We start from the raw sequence: 19,885 nt of genomic DNA, 5'->3' as shown, positions 1-19,885 counted from the left end.
GCCCCGCAGTGAGGACGGTCGCCCGCCCCGGCGTGGCGACGCCCCCGCCCGTCCGGCCTACGCCCGGGACGGCGAACGGGCGGAGCGCCCCCGCCGCGAAGGCGGCGAACGGACCTACGGCGACCGGGAACGGCCCTTCCGCGGCAAGCCGGCGGGTGACTTCGCCAAGCCGGCCCGCCGTTTCGACGACGCCCCCCGCCGCCCTGCGCCGCGGCGCGACGATGCGGCCACGGGCGAGCGCTCCGCCGATGCCCGGCCGCCCCGGGGCGACCGCGGCAATCCCAGCGAACTGCCGCGCCTGTCCAAGGTGATGTCGGAGCAGGGCCTGTGTTCCCGCCGCGAAGCGGACGAATGGATCGAGGCCGGCTGGGTCAAGGTGGACGGCAAGGTAGTAAGCGAACTGGGTTCCCGCATCGTGCCCACGGCCCGCATCGAGGTCGATCCGGAGGCCCGCAAGCACCAGGCGGAAAGCGTCACCATCATCCTGCACAAGCCCATCGGCTACGTCTCCGGCCAGGCCGAGGACGGCTACGAGCCTGCCGTGGTCCTGGTCCAGCCGGAAAACCGCTGGGAAGAGGACAAGGGCGGCACCCGCTTCAAGAGCGCCCACCTGCGCCGCCTGGCCCCCGCCGGCCGGCTCGACATCGACTCCACTGGCATGCTGGTGTTGACCCAGGACGGCCGCGTGGCCAAGCGCCTGATCGGCGAAGACTCCACCGTGGAAAAGGAATACCTGGTGCGGGTCGAGGGCGAACTGATCGAAAACGGCCTGGCCCTGCTCAACCACGGCCTCAGCCTGGATGGCGTCAAGCTCAAGCCGGCCCACGTCTCCTGGCAGAACGAAGAGCAGCTGCGCTTCGTCCTGCGCGAGGGCCGCAAGCGCCAGATCCGCCGCATGTGCGAGCTGGTGGGCCTGAAGGTGGTGGGCCTGAAGCGCATCCGCATCGGCAGCGTGGTCCTCGGCAAGCTGCCGCCGGGCCAGTGGCGCTACCTGCGCAGCGACGAGAAGTTCTAGCCCCCTCCCCCTTTTCCCCGGGGATGTAAAGATATTCCGACGTCCCCGGGGGAAATGCAGTACACTGCTGCACCTTGGCCGAATAGCATCACCTCGGCCAACGTGATGCCCCCTCTGCCCTCAAGCCCTCCGCCCTTGCGGTACCCTCGGCGCCCTGCGCCCCGAGTCATCCCCAGATGCATTCGTGCTTGTTGCCGGCCACGCCCCAGGCGCTGCCCCGGAACTACGTCCAGAAGAGATCGCATCAGCCCCCGGCCGGCTTGCGCCATGTGTTTGTGCGCCCGGCTCTGATCCACCTCGCGCTGTTCCGCCTGTCCGACAGGAATGGGGCAGACCAAACGGAGAACTGAATGTCCAAGGAAGAAGCCCTCGAATTTGAAGGCACCGTCATGGAAGTGCTGCCCGAATCCCGCTATCGCGTCACCCTGGCCAACGGCGTGGAAATCCTCGCCTACGGTTCAGGCAAAATGAAAATGCACCGCATCAAGGTGCTCATGGGTGACAAGGTCACCGTGGAAATGTCCCCCTACGACCTGACCAAGGGTCGCATCACCTTCCGCCACCTCGGCGAAGGTGCCCGGGGCCCCGCCCCCGCACGCCGCCGCCGCTAGGCGCGCCACGGCACCCTGCGCCATCCCCGCCGACGCGGAACTTCGCAGGGTGCTGATCAACTCAAGGAAACAAAGCTTAGTGAAAGTAAAAGAACTCATGCCGGGCGACCGGATTGTCGACTTCTGCAAGGGAGACGACGAGCATTACGAAGTCATCGCAGTACGCCCCCTGGGCCACCGTTTTGAAGTCACCTTCCGCTCCCACCGGGGCGAGGCCTCTGCCCACTACAACGGCAACGCCTACATCTCCGCCTTCCGCTGAGGCCGGCGCCGCCGTCCTCCCAGCGCCACCCGCCGCGGCGCTCCTTTCCTGTAATACCTGCCTGAAAACCTGCCCCGTAGCAACGGGCAGTTTTGCTACACTCGACGCCACCGGAAAACCGTTCCGGCGTTGCAGAGTCCCCTTTCAGGCAAAGGAGCCGCCATGCCCTCTCCCTTCCGTCACCCCCTGGCCCTGGCCGTCTGCTCCGTCCTCGCCGGCAGCCTGTCCCTTTCCGCCTGGTCCGCCGAGCTGCCCAAGCGCAAGTCGGGTCTGTGGGAAATCCACACCCAGATCGTCGGCGCCCCCAGCCCCGGCCCCATGAAGATGTGCGTGGACGCCAACACGGATAACCTGATGCAGGAGCAGCCCGGCCAGAAGCCGGACTGTAGCGCCATGGACGTCAAGCAGAGCGGCAACAAGGTCACCATCCATACCGTCTGCCGCATGGACAAGACCACGGTGACCACCGATGGCGTCCTCATCGGGGATTTCTCCAGCGGCTACAAGAGCGACATGACCATGCGTTACAGCCCGCCGCTGCAGGGCATGAAGGAAACCAGGATGACCCAGGAGACCCGTTGGCTGGGCCCCTGCGCCAAGGGCCAGAAGCCGGGCGACATCATCATGCCCAACATGGGCACCTTCAACCCGGCGGAGATGATGAAGGATCCCCGCTTCAAGGAAATGATGCAGCAGCATCAGCACTAGCCCGGCCAAGCGGGCGTAAAAAAAAGGCCTGTCAGCGACAGGCCTTTTTTCTGGTGGCGGCTGTTATTCGTCCGCACCCGGCGCCTCTTCCGGCGGCGCCAGTTGGCCCGCAGCAGCAGCCTGCAGCAGGGCGGCCCGGCTCTCCGGCGTCTCCAGGCTGATGCGGCCCAGGGTGCCATTGCGGTAGTCGTTGAGCAGGATCAGGGAAGCCTTCTCCAGGTCCAGCTCGCCGGCCCGGCCCTTGATGATGCAGCCCCGCTTGCGGGCCACGGTTTCCACCACGCCCACCGCATCGGTCTCGGCCGCCTTGAGGCCGTAGCGGGCCTCCAGGCATTGGGGATAGCGCTGCAACAGCAGTTCCGCCAGATACACCCCCACCTCCTCGTCGATGTAGGCATTGGGGCCGACGGCGTGGCTGGTGGCCAGCATCAGGCCGTCGCTGGCCAGCTCGATCTTGGGCCACATCAGGCCCGGGGTATCGACGATGGACAGGCGCGGGCCCAGGTCCATGCGCTGCTGCTGCTTGGTCACCGCCGGCTGGTCGCCGACCGCCGCCACCTTGCGCTTGACCAGGGCGTTGAGCAGGGTGGACTTGCCCACGTTGGGGATGCCCATGATCATCAGCCGCAGGGGCTTGACGTTGCTGTTGCGGTGGGGCGCCAGGGTCTGGGCCAGGGCCGGGATGCGGGCCACCTCGCCGGGCTTCTTGCAGGAGATGGCCACGGCCTTCACGTCGGGCTGCTGCTTGTAGTAGTCGAGCCAGGCCTGGGTCACGGCCGGGTCGGCCAGGTCGGACTTGTTCAACAGCTTGAGGCAGGGCCGCTGGCGGTGCTTGCGCAGTTCCTCGATCATGGGGTTGCGGCTGGCTTCGGGCAGACGGGCGTCGAGCACTTCGATCACCACGTCGGCGAACTCCATGGTTTCGGCGGCCTTCTTGCGGGCCGAGGTCATATGGCCGGGGAACCACTGTATTGTCATGTCTTGCCTGAAATCTCAAATAGGATGCGACGGGAAGGGGCGTCGGACGCCGGGAAAATCCCGCGAAAGGCCGCCATTATCGCAGGAGTTGGGCGCCCCATCCGTTACAATCGCCCACTTTCAGCCAAATATCCGTTCCGCCATGGCCACTCCCCCCCTCAAAGCGCAAAAAGTCTTCGCCCTGATGCAGGTCATCGGCGGCTTCGTCGCCGCCCTGGTGCTGGGCTACTCCACCATGAACAACCTGAGCCCGGGCCAGATGAGCGGCACCCAGCTGCTGCTGGCCGGCCTCACCCTGGCGGCCCTGGCCTACGCCGGCTACTTCACCCAGAAACTGGGCAAGCTGGTGGAACAGGGCAAGGCGGAAAAGGCCGGGAGCGACACCGGCAAGTAGGAACTCAGTTGCGGGCGTGGGAGAGCTTGAAGCTGTCCACGCCCTCGAAGCTGGCCAGTTCCTCCGCCAGCTGGGTGATGGGCGTGCCGTTGGCCTTGCCCAGGGATACGGCGACGAAGCGCCATTCGGCCTGGCCGGCATCGTAGCCGATGGCAAAACTGCCCGGCGCCAGTTCGTAACCCCGCTTCAGGGCGGCCCGGGCCAGCACATCCTGGCGCGGCGTGAAGCCGGCCCGGAAACGCATGGTGATGGCCACCGCCTGCCGCGACGGCAGCCAGCCCTCCAGCCGGGACACCAGCATCATGCAGGTGGCCGACAACAGGGCCAGCAGGATGGCCGCCGCGTAGAACCCCACTCCCACCAGGATGCCGATGGCCGACGAGGCCCAGATGGAGGCCGCCGTGGTCAGGCCGCTGATGGTGAAGCCCTCGCGCATGATGACCCCGGCACCGAGAAAGCCGATGCCGGTGACGATGCCCTGGATCACCCGGGTGGGATCGGTGGCCGCGGGCTGCAATCCCTGGCCGCCATACCAGTAGCCGGGATAGCCGATGATCACCACCAGGGCCGCCGAAGCCATGCAGACCAGGCCGTAGGTGCGCATGCCGGCCGCCCGGCCGTGATAGGAGCGCTCGTAGCCGACGATGAAACCCAGCAGCAAAGCCCCCAGCAGGTTGACGAAGACCAGCAGATTGGTGGCCACCTCGTCGGCGGACCAGTAGATTTTCAGCGCATCGGGACTCAGGGGAGACATGGCGGACTCCTTATGGGGCGCGGCTCTCGGGGCGGCCGGTTACAATGGGCCCATTCTACGCGCAAAGCCGGACCCCACCATGCCCGAAACCCAAGCCCCGCCGCCCTACGCCAGCCTGACCCCGGACGCGGTGCTCGACGCCCTGGAAAGCCTGGGCCTGCTGCCGGACGGCCGCCAGTTGGCCCTCAACAGCTACGAAAACCGGGTGTACCAGCTGTGGCTGGACGAGCCCCTGGCCGGCCACAACATTGTCGTCGCCAAGTTCTACCGCCCGGGTCGCTGGAGTGATGGCGCCATCCTGGAAGAACACGCCTTCACCCGGGAGCTGGCGGAGCGGGAAATTCCCGTGGTCGCCCCCCTGGAAATCGGCGGCCGCACCCTGCACCACTGCGGTGAACACCGGCTGGCCCTGTTCCCCCGCCGCGGCGGCCGGGCACCGGAGCTGTCGGACCCGGACACCCTGGAATGGCTGGGCCGCTTCATCGCCCGCATCCACGCCGTCGGCGCCCTCGCCCCCTACCGGGAACGGCCGGCCCTGACCCTGCACAGCTTCGGCGAGGAACCCCGGGACTTCCTCCTGGCCGGCGGCTTCGTTCCGCCGGAACTGAAAAACGCCTGGGAAGGCACGGTGAACGTGGCTCTGGACGGTGCCCGCCGCTGCTTTGAGCGGGCTGGCGACGTCGCCAGCCTGCGCCTGCACGGCGACTGCCACATGGGCAACGTGCTGTGGACCGATGCCGGCCCCCACTTCGTGGACTTCGACGACAGCCGCACGGGCCCGGCCATCCAGGACCTGTGGATGCTCCTTTCCGGCGACCGCCGGGAACAGCAGCGACAACTGGACGACGTGCTGGCCGGCTACCGGGACTTCATGGACTTCGATCCCCGGGAACTGCATCTGGTGGAGGCCCTGCGCACCCTGCGCCTAGTCCATTACAGCGCCTGGCTGGCCCGCCGCTGGAACGACCCGGCCTTTCCCGCCGCCTTCCCCTGGTTCGGCAGCCAGCGCTACTGGGAAGAACGCATCCTGGAACTGAAGGAACAGATCGCCCTGATGGACGAGGGGCCCCTGGAACTGTTCGGCTAAGGGGCTTGCGCACACCCACTGCCGCCATGACGTTAGACTGACAGCCTCGTCACCCAAAGCCTTTCCATGCCCAAGCTGTTCCTCATCCTGATCCTGGCCGGCGCCGTCCACCTGGGCTGGCGTCACTATGCCGGCACCGATGTCGCAGGGGCCGCCACGGTTGCGGCCAGCACCTCACCCAGTCTCGACGAACTGCAGGCCCTGGCCCGCGGCGTCGGCCCCGGCGAAGTGGTGATTTACACCACCAGCGAATGCCCCTACAGCGCCCAGGCCCGCTCCTGGCTGAGCCAGTACGGATTTGCCTACACCGACTGCAACATGAGCATCGACCGCCGCTGCGAGCAGGAAATGCAGAGCTATGGCGGCAACGGCGTGCCCTACCTGATCGTGCGCGGCCACCACATGAAGGACGGCTTCGACAGCGACGAATTCATCGCCGCCCTCAGGCGCTGAAGCCGCGGCCCCGCACCAGGCCGCCCCATCCCGGCTTTATGCCGCCAGGGTAGCGGTGCTATCCTCGCCATCGACCATCTACCATCTCCCTCGCCCTCCCCGTACCGACTGCTGCCATGACCCGACTCAAGCGCTGGCTCTCCGCCCTCCTCATCCTCGCCGTCACCCTGATCGTGCTCGCCGTCACCGGCCTCCAGGTCGGCACCCGGCTGCTCAAGGACCAGGTGCAGCAGGCCCTGGGGCCCGACAGCGAAGTGGGGGAAATCCGCCTCGGCTGGAGCGAGGTGGAAATCCTCAAGCTGCGCCTCAAGGCCCCCGCAGGCTGGCCGGCGGCCGACACCCTGCGGGCCGAGCGCATCGTCGTCAGTCCCGACCTGCGCAGCCTGCTGGGCCAGCCCATCCGGGTGTCCTCCATCCGTATCGAAGGCGCCTATATCTCGGCCCTGCGCAGCGCCGACGGCAAGATGCGGGTGGTGCCGAACCTGCTGGAACATCCGGCGCCGGCGGAGCAGGCCGAGAAGGCGCCGCCACCCCGGGTGCACCTGGGCCGCATCGAGCTGGCCGGCGCCGTGTTGGAGTTTTTCGACGCCACGGTGCGCAAGCCTGCCCTGAAAATCCGCCTGGAACAGCTCGACGCCACGGTGCAGGACATCCAGCTGCCCGACCTTGCCGGCCGCACCCGACTGGCCCTGGACGGCGTGCTGAAGGGCGTGCGCCAGGACGGCCGCATCAGCATCAAGGGCTGGATGGACCTGGCCACCCGGGATTCGGACATCACCAGCACCTTCCGCCAGGTGGACCTGGTGGCCCTCCAGCCCTATCTGGTGAAGGCCGCCGAAACCGGCGTCAAGAAGGGCAGCCTGGACCTGGACCTGCACGCCGTGGTCAAGGAGCAGCGCCTCAGGGCCCCGGGCAATCTGGTGCTGAACCAGCTGGAGCTGGATAGCAACGGCAGCACCTTCATGGGCATGCCGCGCCAGGCGGTACTCGGCCTGTTGAAGGACAAGAACGGCCGCATCGACATCAAGTTCGTCCTCGAGGGCAACCTGAAGGACCCCCAGTTCCATCTCAACGAAAGCTTCGCCACCAAGGTCGGCGCCTCCATCGCCGACACCTTCGGCATCAGCTTCGAAGGCCTGGCCAAGGGCGTCGGTACCGTGGGCCAGAAAACCGTGGAAGCGGCCGAAGGCGTCGGCAAAGCCATCAAGGGGCTGTTCGGCAAATAGCAGCAGGGAACAGGCGCTCTGCGAACGGACGGCGACCGCAGCGCCTGTGGCGCCGGCATGATCCGGCATGGAATGAACCGCCCTCACGCCGCCCTTTCCTCCGCTTTGCCACAACCGGCCTGGGGGCGGCGACGCCCGGCGGGTCGCCACAGCTCTCGCCCCGGCTACGCCCGCGACAGAGACCGATACTTTCCCTCTGCCGCGCTTGGCATGCCAATTCGCGACTCACGATCGAAGCGATCGTCATAAAATGCAACATTCCCCAGCCACCTGCCCCAAAGGCTCGCCCATGAAAAAACTGGCCCTGCTTGTCTGTAGCCTGTCCCTGACCGGTCTGGTCTCCGCCGCCACCGTGCAGCAGTTCCAGCCCCAGGGCAAGGTCGCAGACCAGACCCGCATCACGGCCCGCTTCAGCGCCGACATGGTGAAGCTGGGAGAGGCCACGGCGGCCGCGCCCTTCGAGGTGGATTGCGCCCGCATCTCCGGCGAAGGCCGCTGGGTGGATGCCCGCACCTGGGCCTGGCAACTGGCACGCGCCCTGCAACCCGGCGAACGCTGCGTCTTCACGGTCAAATCCCAACAGCTTGCCCTGAGCGGGGAGAGCATCGGCGGCAAAACCCGTTTCGAGCTGTTCGGCGCTCCTCCCCGGCCCTGGCGCATCGTCCCCTCCCCCGGCAGCGCCATCGACGAGGAACAGGCTTTCGTCATCAACGGCGGCGGCGAGCTGGATGCCCGCTCCCTGGAAAACAATCTTTGGTGCGAAGCCGACGGCATCGGCCAGCGCCTGCCGGCCCGGCCGGTGGCGGCCAAGGTACGCCAGGAGGTGCTGCAACGGGTAGGCAATACGGGCGCCGCGCCCCTGGTGGTGACCTGCAGCGAACGTCTGCCCGCCGGCAGCCGGGCCCGCCTGGTCTGGGGCGCCGGCATCCGTGCCGCCAACGGCACGCCGACGGAAAAGGAGGAGAGCTTTGTCTTCAAGGTGCGGGAGCCCTTCAAGGCCATCTTCTCCTGCGAGCGGGAAAAGGCCGGTGCGCCCTGCTCCCCCCTCTCGGGCCTCAGCCTCCAGTTCAATGCCCCTTTCGATGCCAAGCAGATCGGCCAGTTCGCCCTCGTCACCCCGGAGGGCAAGCGCAAGCCCCAGGACCCCAACCAGAACAGCAGCAGCAAGAGCGATACCCTGCAATCCCTCAGCTTCCCCGGCCCCCTGCCCCAGAATGCCGAGCTGACCCTGGAAATCCCCGCCGGGCTGAAAGATGACGCGGGCCGCCCCCTGGCCAACGCCGCCAGCTTCCCCCTCAAACTGCGTACCGGCGGGCTGCCGCCCCTGGCCAAGTTTCCCGGCGCCTTCGGCATCGTCGAGCTGCAGGAAGGCGGGCTGCTCCCGGTCACCCTGCGCAACGTGGAGGCCAGCCTGAAGACCGCCGGACTGACCCTGCCGGGCCGGCACCGCTTCAGCCAGCAACGCCTGACGGAAGATGCGGACGTGATTGCCGCCATGCTGGCCCTGGAGAAGTTCGAGCAGCAGAGCCGCAAGGTCCGCCTGAAGGTGGATGGGGAATGGCGGGAACTGATCGACCCCTACTACGCCCGGGAGCTTTCCTTCCTCCAGGGCCGGGCCGGCGTCGCCCGCCAGGAGTTGCCCAAGCCCGGCGGCAGCAGCGAGTTCGAGGTGATCGGCGTGCCCCTGCAGAAGCCCGGCTACCACATCGTCGAAATCGAAAGCCAGCTGCTGGGCCAGGCCCTGCTGGCAACGCCCAAGCCCATGTACGTGCGGGCCGCGGCCCTGGTCACCAACCTGGCGGTGCATCTGAAGACGGGACGGGACAACGGCCTGGTCTGGGTCACCGCCCTGGACAGCGGCAAGCCGGTGGCCGGCGCCGAGGTGCGCATTTCCGGCTGCAACGGCCGGTCTCTCTGGCAAGGCAGCACCGATGCCCAGGGTCGGGCCCGGGTGGATCAGGCCCTGCAAGCGCCCTACTGCCGGGATACCCAGTTCCTCTTTGCCAGCGCCCGCCTCAACGGCGACTACAGCTTCGTCCGCTCCGACTGGAACGAAGGCATCGAACCCTGGCGCTTCGGCGTGGAAACCTGGGGCGAGAGGGGCGACTTCAAGATCCACTCCGTGCTCGACCGCACCCTCTTCCGCCCCGGCCAGACCCTCTCCATGAAGCACCTGGCCCGCAGCCGCAACAGCCGGGGCTTTGCCATTCCGGCAGCGGAGGAGCTGCCCACCCGCCTGGTCATCCGCCACGGCGAGAGCGGTACCGAATATCCCCAGCCCCTGAGCTGGGATGCCCAGGGCGCCGCCACCAGCAGCTGGAAGGTGCCGGACTCGGCCAAGCTGGGCAACTACGAAATCGTGCTCTCCGGCGGCAAGCGGGGCGAGCAGTACACCGGGGAATTCCGGGTCGCCGACTTCCGCCTGCCGGTGTTCACCGGCAGCGTGCAGGGCGTGCCGGCCCGCCAGGTGGCGCCGGGCAAGGTGCCCCTGGCCCTCGGCCTGTCCTTCCTCAACGGCGGCGCAGCCAAGCGGGCGGAAGTCCAGGTCTCGGCCACCCTGCGCCCGCGCTGGCCGGTGTACAAGAACTTCGAGGCCTACAACTTCCACATCGATTTCGATGCCGCTGCCCTGGCCGCCTTCAAGGTGGAGGCCAACCGGGAACAGGAAACCCTCATTCTCGATCGCCAGGCCGTGACCCTGGACCAGGCCGGCGCCGGCAAGCTGGAGGTGGTGCTGCCCGGCAAGCCCAAGGGACCCAGCGAGGTCTATGCGGAAATGACCTTCGCCGACCCCAACGGGGAAATCCAGACCCTGCGGGGCCAGGTGGAACTGTGGCCGGCCAATGTGGCGGTGGGCATCAAGGTGGCGGACTGGGCCTCCGGCAATGGCAAGAACCGCATCGAAGTGGCGGTGCTGGATATCCAGGGCAAGCCCGTGGCGGGCCAGGCGGTGAGCGTCAAGGCCAAGCGGCGGGTGGATTACAGCCACCGCCGGCGCATCGTCGGCGGTTTCTACGCCTACGAAAACCAGCAGGAATACCAGGACATGGGCGAAGTCTGCGCCGGTACCACGGACAGCCGGGGCCTGCTGCTGTGCGAGCCCAAGGCCGGCGAGCCGGGGGCCATCCACCTGCTGGCCGAAACCCGGGACAGCCAGGGCAACGTGGCCCGGGCCAGCACCAGCTACTGGGTCAGCGGCGGCGGCGACCTGTGGTTCACCGCCGGCAACCAGGACCGCATCGACGTCATTCCCGAAAAGCGCAGCTACCAGCCCGGGGAGACGGCCCGCTTCCAGGTGCGCACGCCCTTCCGGGAAGCCACCGCCCTGGTTTCCGTGGAGGCGGGCGGCATCATCGACACCTTCGTGCAGCCCCTTTCCCGCTTCAAGCCCACCGTGGAAATCCCGGTCAAACCCGAATGGGGGCCGAATGTCTATGTCTCCGTGCTCGCCGTGCGGGGCCGGGTGGAGCCCCTGAAATGGACCAGCTTCTTCCAGTGGGGCTGGCGCGAGCCCCTGGCCTGGTTCAAGGAATGGTGGCACCCGGAGCAGCCCACCGCTATGGTGGACCTGGCCAAGCCGGCCTACCGCCTGGGCCTGGGGGAAATCGCCGTGGGCAACGACGGCTTCCGCCTCAAGGTTGAGGTGAGCAGCGACAAGAGCGACTACCGGCCCCGGGAAGAGGCCACGGTGAAAATCCGCGTCACCACGCCGGACGGCAAGCCGGCCCCCGCCGGCAGCGAGGTGGCCTTTGCCGCGGTGGACCAGGCCCTGCTGGAACTGCGCCCCAACGACAGCTGGGACCTGCTGCAGGCCTTCCTGCAAAAGCGGGCCTATCAGGTGGAAACCGCCACCGCCCAATCCCAGGTCATCGGCAAGCGCCATTTCGGCAAGAAAGCCCTGCCCCCCGGCGGCGGCGGCGGCCGCGCCCCGGCCCGGGAACTGTTCGACACCCTGCTCAGCTGGCAGCCCCGGGTCAAGCTGGATGCCAACGGCAGCGCCACCCTCAAGGTGGCGATGAACGATTCCCTCAGCGAATTCCGCCTGGTGGGTGTCGCCACGGCCGGGGCCGGCCTGTTCGGCAGCGGCAGCAGCAGCGTGCGCACCCGGCAGGACCTGCAGATCATCTCCGGCCTGCCGCCCCTGGTGCGGGAGGGCGACCATTTCAAGGCCCTGGTCACCCTGCGCAACGGCACCGCCCGCCAGATGACGGTGCGCCTCCAGGCCCGCCATGGCAGCCAGAGCCTGCCCGAACGCCAGGTCGTCCTGGCCGCCGAAGGGGCCGCCGAACTCAGCTGGGAGGCGGACGCCCCCGATGGTGCCAACCACCAGGACTGGGAATTCACCGCCAAAGAAGAAGGCGGCAAGGCCCAGGATGCCCTGAAGATTACCCAGCAGGTCGCCCCCGCCGTGCCGGTGACGGTGCAGCAGGCCACCTTCACCCGGGTCGACGGCAAGTACGAGGTCGGCGTCAGTCCGCCGGCCGGCGCCCTGCCCGGCAAGGGCGGGCTGGAGATCAGCCTGTCGCCCAAGCTGGCGGTGCCGCCGCCGGGCCTGCGCCACTTCTTCGAGGAGTACCCCTTCTCCTGCCTGGAGCAGAAGACCTCCGTCGCCGTCGGCCTCAACGATGCCGGGCGCTGGCAGGCCGTGGCCGACAGCCTGCCCGGCATGCTGGACAGCAACGGCCTGGCCGGCTACTTCCCCGGCACCCCGGGCAGCGCCACCCTGACGGCCTATCTGCTCGACCTCACCACCCTGGCCGGCTTCACCGTGCCGGAGGAGAGCAAGCGGCGCATGCTCCAGGGCCTCACCGCCTACGCCGAAGGCCGACTGCGCACCGGGGAATGGGCACCCGCCAGCTACGGCGACCCGCTGCTGCTGCGCCGCCTCAACGCCCTGCAGGCCCTGGGCCGGCAGGGTGTGCAACTGCCGCGCACGGTGGCGGCCCTGGAGGTCGATCCCCTGCGCCTGCCCACGGCGGCCCTCATCGACTGGTATCTGGTGCTGCAGCGCACCGCCGACCTGCCCCAGCGCAGCAAGCGCCTGGCCGAGGCCCAGCAGGAACTGCGCAACCGCCTCTCCTACACCGGCGGCCGCCTGACCTTCACCACGGAACGGGAAGACTACTGGTGGTGGATGATGCTCAACGCCGACGCCAACGCCTTCCGCCTCATCGAGGCCATGCTCGACAACCCGGCCTGGCAGGAGGACCTGCCGCGCCTGGTGCAGGGCGCCATGGAGCGCCAGGTGCGGGGTCGCTGGCTGACCACCACAGCCAATGCCTGGGCCCGGGTCACCCTGGACCGCTTCGCCCGCAAGTTCGAGCGGGAGCCGGTGACCGGCAGAACCGTGGCCAGCCTGGCAAAAGCCAGTGCCGAGGTGGACTGGCGCCAGGCCGGCGCTGCCCAGCCTGCCCCCCTGGCCCTGCCCTGGCCCAATCCGGCCGGCAAGGAGGACAAGCTGCAGCTGAGCCACCAGGGCAGCGGCAAGCCCTGGGCCACCGTGCAGGTGCTGGCGGCCGTGGCCGACGGCCCGGCCCGGGCCATGGGCTACCGCATCAGCCGCAAGGTGGCGCCGCTGCAGGAGAAGACCCCGGGCAAGGTCAGCCGCGGCGATCTGTGGCGCGTGACCCTGACGGTGGATGCGGACCAGGATATGACTTGGGTGGCCCTGAGCGACCCCATTCCCGCCGGTGCCCGCATCCTGGGCGACGGCGACGGGCGGGACAGCGCCATCGGCACCCTGGATGAGAACCGGGACGCGCACGGCCTGCGGCCCAGCTACGTGGAGCGCAGCTTCAGTGCCTTCCGGGCCTATTACCAGTGGCTGCCCAAGGGCCGCTTCGTCCTGGAATACACCCTGCGCCTCAACAACAGCGGCGACTTCGCCCTGCCGCCGACCCGGGTGGAGGCCCTCTACGCCCCCGACGTGTTCGGCGAAGTGCCCAACAGCCGGGTCAAGGTTGGCGACTAAAGCGGCCGTGCCCCGCTTTTCAGGCTTTGGGGAGCGCCGCCTGCCGCTGCGGCGACGGGCGCTGCTCCCCACCCTGGCCCTGCTCCTGGGGCTGGCCGCGCCTGCTGCCCAGGCCCTGCCGGACTACGCCCAGGTGCGCCGGGAATACCGGGCCTCCGACGCCACCCTGCTGGCCCGGGACGGACAGGTGCTGCAGAGCCTGCGCCTCGACCGCAACGTCCGGCGCCGGGCCTGGACGCCCCTGGCGGAAATCTCCCCGGCCCTGGTGCGGGCCGTCATCGTCTCCGAAGACCGGCGCTTCATGGAGCATGACGGCGTGGACTGGCGCGCCGCCGGCAAGGCCGCCTGGAGCAATTTCTGGGGCAGCCGCACCCGGGGCGCCAGCACCCTGACCATGCAACTGGCCGGCCTGCTGGAGGAGGACGGGCAGCGCCGGGGCCGCCGCTCCTTCCTCGACAAGCTCGGCCAGTCCATGGCGGCGGGACGCCTGGAGCGCACCTGGAACAAGCGCCAGATCATCGAGGCCTATCTCAACCTGGTCCCCTTCCGGGGCGAACTGCAGGGCGTCGGCGCCATGAGCCAGGAGCTGTTCGGCAAGTGGCCCCACGGCCTGGACGAGCGGGAATCCGCCCTGGCCGCCGCCCTGCTGCGCTCCCCCAATGCCTTCCCCGCCGTGGTGGCCCGCCGGGCCTGCCGCCTGCTAGCGGAAATGGGCCGGGAACAGGAATGCAGCGACGCCCAGGCCTTCGCCGCCTATGTGGACTACGCCCTCAGCGGCGCCCAGCGCACGCGCCAGGCCCCCGCCCCCCAACTGGCGCCCCACCTGGCCCGCAAGCTGCTGGAGCAACCCGGCCAGGCCCTGCTTTCCAGCCTGGATGCTGACCTGCAGCAGTTCGCCAGCCACGCCCTGCGGCGCCACCTCCATGCCCTGCGGCACCAGAACGTGGAAGACGGCGCGGTGCTGGTGCTGGACAACGCCAGCGGCGAAATCCTGGCCTGGGTCGGCTCCAGCGGCGACCTCTCGGAGGCGGCGGAAGTGGATGGGGTCACCGCCCTGCGCCAGGCCGGCTCCACCCTCAAGCCCTTTCTCTACGCCCTGGCCTTTGAACAGCGGGCCCTGACGCCCGCCTCCCTCATCGAAGATGCGCCCCTGGCTCTGGATACGGGCAACGGCCTCTACGCTCCCCAGAACTACGAGCCCCACTACCAGGGCTGGGTCTCGGTGCGACGCGCCCTGGCCGGCTCCCTCAACGTGCCGGCGGTGCGCACCCTGGTGCGCCTGGGGCCCGAGCCCTTCCGCCGCAAGCTGCTGCAGGCCGGCCTGGCCAGCCTCAACCAGGATGGCGACTGGTACGGCTACAGCCTGGCCCTGGGCTCGGCGGATATTTCCCTGCTGATGCTGGCCAACGGCTACCGCAGCCTGGCCAACGGCGGCCGCTGGAGCCCCCTGCGGGCCGTGCCTGCCACCGCTGCCGGCAGCAATGGCAAGGCCCAGCCCATTCCCTGCCGCCGCGAAGGCTGTGCCGGGGTTTTCAGCGACGTGCCCCGCCCGGCCTTCACCGCGGCGGCGGCCTTCCTGGTGGGAGACATCCTGGCCGACCGCAATGCCCGGGCCTCCACCTTCGGCCTGGAATCCTGGCTCGCCACGCCCTACTGGAGCGCGGTCAAGACCGGCACCAGCAAGGACATGCGGGACAACTGGTGCACCGGCTATTCCCGCCGCTACACCGTGGCGGTGTGGGTGGGCAATGCCGGCGGCAGCCCCATGCACGACGTTTCCGGCATCAGCGGCGCGGCACCGGTGTGGCGGGAGGTCATGGACTGGCTGCACCGGGGCGATCCGGCCCGGGCCCGGCCACCCCAATCCAGCCGGCCGCCGCCGGCCCCCGCCGGCGTGGTGCGCCAGAGCATCCGCTTCGAGCCGGCCCGGGAACCGGCCCGCCAGGAGTGGTTCCTGGCCGGCACGGAACAGACGCTCATCCGCCAGGCCGGCGGCCAGGCCCTGGGCCGCATCGCCTACCCGGCCGACGGCACCATCCTGGCCCTGGACCCGGACATTCCGCCCAGCCGGCAACGCATCGAACTGCGCCTGAGCGGCCCCGCCGCCCCGGGCTGGCACTGGCAACTCGACGGCAAGCGGCTGGCCGCCGCCCAGCCGGCGCCCCGCTGGCTGCCCCAGCCCGGCCGCCACCGCCTGCAGCTGGTGGATGCCCGGCAGCGGGTGATCGACGAGGCCGCCTTCGAAGTCCGGGCCCTGAAAGGGAAAAGCCGGCGCTGACGCTGCCGGGCAGAGGAAGCCCTGGCCCCCGTGAAAAGGGGCGAAAAAAAAAGGCCGAAAAAAAGGCCGGTGGTCCCGGCCTTTTTTCATTTCCTGCACATTCCGTTCATTCCTTGTACAGCCACTTCACCGGCTCGATATTCACCGTGCCCTTGTCGCAGCTGACCAGGGCGTTGCCGTCCTGGATGGTGCAGGAGAGGCGCATGGTGCGGTCGGCCAGTTCTGCCAGGGCGCGGCTCTGGGCTTCGGGGATGAACAGCACGGTGAGTTTTTCCTGACGCTCCACCTTGCTGGCCAGCTGGGACCACCAGATTTCCGCCGCCCGGCCGCCGTAGGCCATGACCAGCACCTGGGCAGAACGGGAGAGGCCCTTCTTGATGCGCTTTTCGTCTGGCAGGCCCACTTCGATCCACTGCTCGATGGCTTCGGTGTAGTCCTTGCGCCACAGGTCCGGCTCGTCGTCGTCGGAGAGGCCCTTGCAGAAGGCCAGACGCTCGTCGGCGTTGAGGGCGAAGGCCAGCAGGCGCACCATCATGCGCTCGTCGGTTTCCGACGGGTGCCGGGCCAGGGTCAGGGAATAATCGGCGTAGTGGTGCCGGTCCATGTCGGCGACGCTGAGGTCGGCCTTGAATACGGTGGATTTGAGAGCCATAGGGCGGGCATTTTACCCGCACTTGGGACAACGGCGGGGGCCGTGGCGCCGCTCATGGCGCCCCGGGCTGCGGCGGCCGGGTAATGCCGGGTCCTGCTGCCTTGCAGGGCACTGCCCCGGGAGGCAATAGGGACGGGCATGAGCGGCATGCCTGCCCGGAGAATGGCGTCCTTCCTGCCTCCCGGGCCGGCAGCCGTTCAGCCGCCTTTCAGCCCTCGCCCCGGGCCCGCCGCTTGCGCCGCACGTAAACGGTCTTGTGCACCCGGGCCACCACCTGCCCGGCCTCGTCCACCACGTCGATGTGGAACTCGGGCAGGTATTTGTCGCCGCCGGCGGTGCGGGCCACGATCTCTGCCAGGGTGGCGTCGTCCACCTTGAACAGGGCCTTGACCACGCCCTTGCCCGGAGCCACGAAGTCGATCACGGCCCGCTGGTCCCACACCAGGTAGTCCTTGCCCAGGCGCTGCATGAGCAGCAGCATGTACCAGGGATCGGTCATGGCGAAAAGGCTGCCGCCGAAATGGGTACCGACGTAATTGCGGTTGTACCAGCGCAGGCGCAGTTCCACTTCCGCCTCCCGGTAGTCGGGGGCGATGCGGGGGCTGCGGATGCCGGTGAACAGGAAGGGCGGCCACAGGTTGATGAGGCGGCGGAAGGTGCTGGCTTTCATGAATCTCTCGTCGGGAAAGGGGATGGGCAATGGCCGGCCGGGCCACGGCGCGCCGGGCGGCATCCGCGGCGGTCAGCTCGGACCCGTGACCACGGCGCGATGGGCCAAAGCCGGAGCCTCCGGCACTGCTCACGGTCGGCCATCGCCGGCCATTGCGTTAATTCAAACGATCGTTTGACTTCTATTTTCCCCAAGAGTTGCCTGCCCCGGCAAGCCCTTTTTTGCCCCCGACCCATTCTTGCGCCGGGCCGGGAGCCGCGCCCCGCCTGGCGACTGCCGGGGCGGGCGAAAGTCCGCTAATATCCGCCCCCTCGACCGCCATTTCCCGGAGCCCGCCCATGTTCCTCGCCATGAACCGCTTTCGCATCAAGCCGGGCAGCGAAGCCGCCTTCGTCGAACACTGGCAGAAGCGGGAAAGCTATCTGGCCGAAGTCCCGGGCTTTCTCGGCTTCCACCTGCTGCAACTGGAACCCCTGGGCGACGACCCGGGCGAATTCACCCTCTTCGCCTCCCACACCATGTGGGCTTCGCAACAGGCTTTCGATGACTGGACCCAGTCGGAGGCCTTCCGCAAGGCCCACGCCAACGCGGCCCTGACGCCCCGGGAACTCTACGTCGGCCCGCCCCAACTCGAACTTTTCAAGGCTGTAATCTAATGCTCAGCTACCGCCACGCCTTCCACGCCGGCAACCACGCCGACGTCCTCAAGCATCTGGTTCTGCTCCAGCTGCTCGACTACCTGACCCAGAAGGACAAGGCCCTCTACGTCATCGACACCCACGCCGGCGCCGGCGCCTACGACCTGAAGTCGGACTACGCCAAGAAGCTGGCCGAATTCCAGGGCGGCATCGGCCGCCTGTGGGAAGTGCCCCCTGCCGACCTGCCGCCGGCCCTGGCCGACTACGTGGCCCGCATCCGCCAGTTCAACGGCAACGAGGCCAACGGCCCCCTGCGCCTCTACCCCGGCTCCCCCTGGCTGGCCCAGCAGGGCCTGCGGGACATCGACCGGCTGCGCCTGTACGAGCTGCACAGCACCGATGCCCGCCTGCTGGCCGCCAACTTCAAGGATGCCGGCCGCCAGGTCCAGGTCACCTCCGGCGACGGCCTGGCCGGCATGAAGGCCCTGCTGCCGCCCCCGTCGCGCCGGGCCCTGGTGCTGATCGACCCCTCCTACGAGGTCAAGACCGACTACGCCACCATCTACAAGTCCCTGCAGGACGCCCTGCAGCGCTTCGCCACCGGCACCTACGCCGTCTGGTATCCCTGTCTCAACCGCCCCGAATCCCGCCAGTTCCCCGACCGCCTGAAGCGCCTGCCGGCCAAGGACTGGCTCCACGTCTCCCTGCACGTGCGTTCGCCGGACGCGGACGGCTTCGGCATGGCCGGCAGCGGCATGTTCATCCTCAACCCGCCATGGACCCTGGCCGCCACCCTGAAGGAAGTGCTGCCCCGGCTGGTGGAACTGCTGGCGGAAGAAGGGGATGCCGGCAAGGGCGCCCACTTCGTCCTGGAGAGCGGCGCCGGCGGCACCCTGGGCGATACGCCGCTACGCCCGGAGCGGGCCCGGCCGACGGTGTTCAACCCCCGGGGCAGCGCCGGTTTTCCGTCTAATACGGCGGGCCGGAAGGCGCCCCGCGCGCCTGCCGCCAGCGCCGGGCAAAAGCCTGGGCGTCCGGCAGGAAAGCCCGGCAATCCGCCGCAAAGCCCGCGTAATCCTGCAGCAACTCCGCGCCCGCCCCGCAAAGGGCCGTCCGGGCGCTCGGGCGCGTAAAGCGCTGGGCCATGCGGTCCAGGGCCAGGGCGATGATCTCCGGCTCCCGGTAGGAGGCCAGCCAGTCGTCGCCCCGCATGCGCGGCAGGACGGCCGCCAGCCGCTGCGGCAGGGCCGGCCCCAGCGCTTCCGCCTGGGCGTAGAGGGCGGCGGAAAACTGCGCCAGCCCCCGGGGCAGATCGCCCGCCGCCAGGGCTGACCACTCGGCCCAGTCCCGGGCCAGGAAGTGGTCGTAGAACAGATCCACCATGATCCCCGCCACCCGGCGCCGTGCCGGGCTGATGCGCTCCCGGCTGCGACAGAAGGCGGGATGGGTTTCGGCAAAGCTGTCCAGGCGCCGGTGCAGTTCCACCCCGGCCAGCACCTCCGCCGGCAGACCGCCTTGGGCTATATCCAGAGGCCCCTTGACGAAGTCGCCGAGGAAGCCGCCCAGGCGGTGCTCCGCCACCTCGCCGCCCAGATAGGCGTGGGCCAGGAAGTTCATGGCCGCTCCTGTCGCCGCCCCCGGACGCCCGCCCGACTCACTCCAGCTCCGTGTATTTGCGCGAGGAGCCCCGGGCTTTTTCCACCGGATACTTGGCCGCGTTCTTGCCGATCTTGGCCAGGGCCGCCGCCGGCAGGTCGATGCCCGCCTCCGCCGTCAGCAGCAGCAGGTACAGCAGCACGTCGGCGCATTCGTCGGCCAGGGCCTCCCGCCCCGCCGGGTCCGCCACCAGGGCGGCCATGTCGGCGTCACTCTTCCACTGGGTCAGCTCCAGCAGTTCGGCCGCCTCCAGGTTGAGGGAGACGATGAGGTGGCGCAGGCTGTGGAACTGCTTCCAGTCCCGCTCGTCGCGGAAGGCCAGGATGGCCTCGGTCAGCCGCTGCAGATCGGACGGAGAGCGGGATTCAGGGTCGGCAGGGACGGGCATTTCTGCTAAGGTCATGGGCTTTTCAATGTTGGACGGGGCGGACCGTGATTATGCCCCGACGCACCGGACCATGACCGACTCTGCCCCCACTTCTGCCCCCACTGCCGCCTCCTCTGTCTCTGCCGCACCCGCCCTCTCCCCCCG

At 68.8% G+C, this 19,885-nt stretch carries 17 protein-coding genes and 1 pseudogene; 12 read left to right on the top strand and 6 right to left on the bottom strand.

Going from position 1 to position 19,885, the window contains the following annotated elements:
• From AC1RTA_RS14225 to AC1RTA_RS14210, 4 genes are all read left to right on the top strand, one after another.
• Positions 1–1,015: pseudouridine synthase (locus tag AC1RTA_RS14225; protein WP_492785076.1), on the top strand; the 1,015-nt coding region annotated here is incomplete at its 5' end.
• A 350-nt stretch (positions 1,016–1,365) separates the two neighbouring features.
• The gene (gene infA, locus AC1RTA_RS14220) at positions 1,366–1,626 is read left to right on the top strand and encodes a translation initiation factor IF-1 (RefSeq protein WP_014237788.1); all 261 of its coding nucleotides are present in this window, start codon (positions 1,366–1,368) and stop codon (positions 1,624–1,626) included.
• A gap of 79 nt (positions 1,627–1,705) precedes the next feature.
• Positions 1,706–1,888, top strand: a complete 183-nt coding sequence (locus AC1RTA_RS14215) for a hypothetical protein (RefSeq protein ID WP_043798298.1) — start codon at positions 1,706–1,708, stop codon at positions 1,886–1,888.
• Positions 1,889–2,050: 162 nt separating this feature from the next.
• Entirely contained in the window at positions 2,051–2,596 is a 546-nt protein-coding gene (locus AC1RTA_RS14210) for a DUF3617 domain-containing protein (protein WP_492785075.1), read from the top strand.
• 63 nt (positions 2,597–2,659) lie between these two features.
• On the opposite strand, the gene ylqF is transcribed toward AC1RTA_RS14210, so the two are convergent.
• Positions 2,660–3,574: a ribosome biogenesis GTPase YlqF gene (gene ylqF, locus AC1RTA_RS14205; protein WP_492785074.1), complete on the bottom strand. Its 915-nt coding sequence runs from the start codon at positions 3,572–3,574 to the stop codon at positions 2,660–2,662.
• Between the two features lie 142 nt (positions 3,575–3,716).
• Here ylqF and AC1RTA_RS14200 point away from each other — a divergent pair, with 142 nt between their 5' ends.
• Positions 3,717–3,968 (top strand): hypothetical protein, encoded by a 252-nt coding sequence (locus AC1RTA_RS14200; protein WP_492785073.1) that lies wholly within the window; start codon positions 3,717–3,719, stop codon positions 3,966–3,968.
• Between the two features lie 4 nt (positions 3,969–3,972).
• Here AC1RTA_RS14200 and AC1RTA_RS14195 read toward each other — a convergent pair whose 3' ends face one another.
• The gene (locus AC1RTA_RS14195; RefSeq protein WP_014237793.1) at positions 3,973–4,722 is read right to left on the bottom strand and encodes an MgtC/SapB family protein; all 750 of its coding nucleotides are present in this window, start codon (positions 4,720–4,722) and stop codon (positions 3,973–3,975) included.
• 79 nt (positions 4,723–4,801) lie between these two features.
• Here AC1RTA_RS14195 and AC1RTA_RS14190 point away from each other — a divergent pair, with 79 nt between their 5' ends.
• The 5 genes from AC1RTA_RS14190 (at position 4,802) to pbpC (ending at position 15,737) form a co-directional block, all read left to right on the top strand.
• Positions 4,802–5,809, top strand: a complete 1,008-nt coding sequence (locus AC1RTA_RS14190; RefSeq protein WP_152089107.1) for a serine/threonine protein kinase — start codon at positions 4,802–4,804, stop codon at positions 5,807–5,809.
• A 66-nt stretch (positions 5,810–5,875) separates the two neighbouring features.
• Entirely contained in the window at positions 5,876–6,262 is a 387-nt protein-coding gene (locus tag AC1RTA_RS14185) for a glutaredoxin family protein (protein WP_287874805.1), read from the top strand.
• A gap of 116 nt (positions 6,263–6,378) precedes the next feature.
• Positions 6,379–7,488 (top strand): DUF748 domain-containing protein, encoded by a 1,110-nt coding sequence (locus AC1RTA_RS14180; RefSeq protein WP_492785072.1) that lies wholly within the window; start codon positions 6,379–6,381, stop codon positions 7,486–7,488.
• 289 nt (positions 7,489–7,777) lie between these two features.
• Positions 7,778–13,459: an alpha-2-macroglobulin family protein gene (locus AC1RTA_RS14175; protein WP_492785071.1), complete on the top strand. Its 5,682-nt coding sequence runs from the start codon at positions 7,778–7,780 to the stop codon at positions 13,457–13,459.
• A gap of 7 nt (positions 13,460–13,466) precedes the next feature.
• Positions 13,467–15,737 carry a penicillin-binding protein 1C gene (pbpC, locus tag AC1RTA_RS14170; protein WP_492785070.1) on the top strand — a complete coding sequence of 757 codons (2,271 nt, stop codon included), beginning with the start codon at positions 13,467–13,469 and terminating at the stop codon, positions 15,735–15,737.
• A gap of 106 nt (positions 15,738–15,843) precedes the next feature.
• Here pbpC and AC1RTA_RS14165 read toward each other — a convergent pair whose 3' ends face one another.
• Together AC1RTA_RS14165 and AC1RTA_RS14160 are read right to left on the bottom strand one after the other, a co-directional pair.
• Positions 15,844–16,389: a YaeQ family protein gene (locus AC1RTA_RS14165; protein ID WP_492785069.1), complete on the bottom strand. Its 546-nt coding sequence runs from the start codon at positions 16,387–16,389 to the stop codon at positions 15,844–15,846.
• A 208-nt stretch (positions 16,390–16,597) separates the two neighbouring features.
• On the bottom strand, positions 16,598–17,059 hold the full coding sequence (locus tag AC1RTA_RS14160) for a DUF4442 domain-containing protein (RefSeq protein WP_492785068.1): 462 nt from the start codon (positions 17,057–17,059) through the stop codon (positions 16,598–16,600).
• Between the two features lie 338 nt (positions 17,060–17,397).
• Between AC1RTA_RS14160 and AC1RTA_RS14155 the strand changes: the two genes are divergently transcribed.
• Entirely contained in the window at positions 17,398–17,715 is a 318-nt protein-coding gene (locus AC1RTA_RS14155; protein ID WP_492785067.1) for an antibiotic biosynthesis monooxygenase family protein, read from the top strand.
• A pseudogene (locus AC1RTA_RS14150) lies at positions 17,715–18,527 on the top strand (23S rRNA (adenine(2030)-N(6))-methyltransferase RlmJ); the annotation flags it as partial. The gene AC1RTA_RS14155 and the pseudogene AC1RTA_RS14150, both read left to right, overlap by 1 nt.
• Before the next feature lie 139 nt (positions 18,528–18,666).
• Here the strand turns inward: AC1RTA_RS14150 and AC1RTA_RS14145 are convergent.
• Both AC1RTA_RS14145 and AC1RTA_RS14140 read right to left on the bottom strand, forming a co-directional pair.
• On the bottom strand, positions 18,667–19,314 hold the full coding sequence (locus AC1RTA_RS14145) for an acyl carrier protein phosphodiesterase (RefSeq protein ID WP_492785066.1): 648 nt from the start codon (positions 19,312–19,314) through the stop codon (positions 18,667–18,669).
• Between the two features lie 37 nt (positions 19,315–19,351).
• Positions 19,352–19,756 (bottom strand): nucleotide pyrophosphohydrolase, encoded by a 405-nt coding sequence (locus AC1RTA_RS14140; protein ID WP_014237803.1) that lies wholly within the window; start codon positions 19,754–19,756, stop codon positions 19,352–19,354.
• Positions 19,757–19,885: the final 129 nt, after the last annotated feature.

This window comes from Azospira sp. MPR-E4 (assembly GCF_058809645.1).
The sequence above is the reverse complement of the archived record's forward strand: the minus strand, read 5'-3'. Positions and strand labels throughout refer to the sequence as shown.

Excerpts from the sequence above, each read along its gene's own strand:
- infA (WP_014237788.1), top strand. The coding sequence starts at position 1,366 with ATGTCCAAGGAAGAAGCCCTCGAATTTGAAGGCACCGTCATGGAAGTG.
- AC1RTA_RS14210 (WP_492785075.1), top strand. The coding sequence starts at position 2,051 with ATGCCCTCTCCCTTCCGTCACCCCCTGGCCCTGGCCGTCTGCTCCGTC.
- ylqF (WP_492785074.1), bottom strand. The coding sequence starts at position 3,574 with ATGACAATACAGTGGTTCCCCGGCCATATGACCTCGGCCCGCAAGAAG.
- AC1RTA_RS14200 (WP_492785073.1), top strand. The coding sequence starts at position 3,717 with ATGGCCACTCCCCCCCTCAAAGCGCAAAAAGTCTTCGCCCTGATGCAG.
- AC1RTA_RS14195 (WP_014237793.1), bottom strand. The coding sequence starts at position 4,722 with ATGTCTCCCCTGAGTCCCGATGCGCTGAAAATCTACTGGTCCGCCGAC.
- AC1RTA_RS14190 (WP_152089107.1), top strand. The coding sequence starts at position 4,802 with ATGCCCGAAACCCAAGCCCCGCCGCCCTACGCCAGCCTGACCCCGGAC.
- AC1RTA_RS14185 (WP_287874805.1), top strand. The coding sequence starts at position 5,876 with ATGCCCAAGCTGTTCCTCATCCTGATCCTGGCCGGCGCCGTCCACCTG.
- AC1RTA_RS14180 (WP_492785072.1), top strand. The coding sequence starts at position 6,379 with ATGACCCGACTCAAGCGCTGGCTCTCCGCCCTCCTCATCCTCGCCGTC.
- AC1RTA_RS14175 (WP_492785071.1), top strand. The coding sequence starts at position 7,778 with ATGAAAAAACTGGCCCTGCTTGTCTGTAGCCTGTCCCTGACCGGTCTG.
- AC1RTA_RS14165 (WP_492785069.1), bottom strand. The coding sequence starts at position 16,389 with ATGGCTCTCAAATCCACCGTATTCAAGGCCGACCTCAGCGTCGCCGAC.
- AC1RTA_RS14160 (WP_492785068.1), bottom strand. The coding sequence starts at position 17,059 with ATGAAAGCCAGCACCTTCCGCCGCCTCATCAACCTGTGGCCGCCCTTC.
- AC1RTA_RS14155 (WP_492785067.1), top strand. The coding sequence starts at position 17,398 with ATGTTCCTCGCCATGAACCGCTTTCGCATCAAGCCGGGCAGCGAAGCC.
- AC1RTA_RS14145 (WP_492785066.1), bottom strand. The coding sequence starts at position 19,314 with ATGAACTTCCTGGCCCACGCCTATCTGGGCGGCGAGGTGGCGGAGCAC.
- AC1RTA_RS14140 (WP_014237803.1), bottom strand. The coding sequence starts at position 19,756 with ATGACCTTAGCAGAAATGCCCGTCCCTGCCGACCCTGAATCCCGCTCT.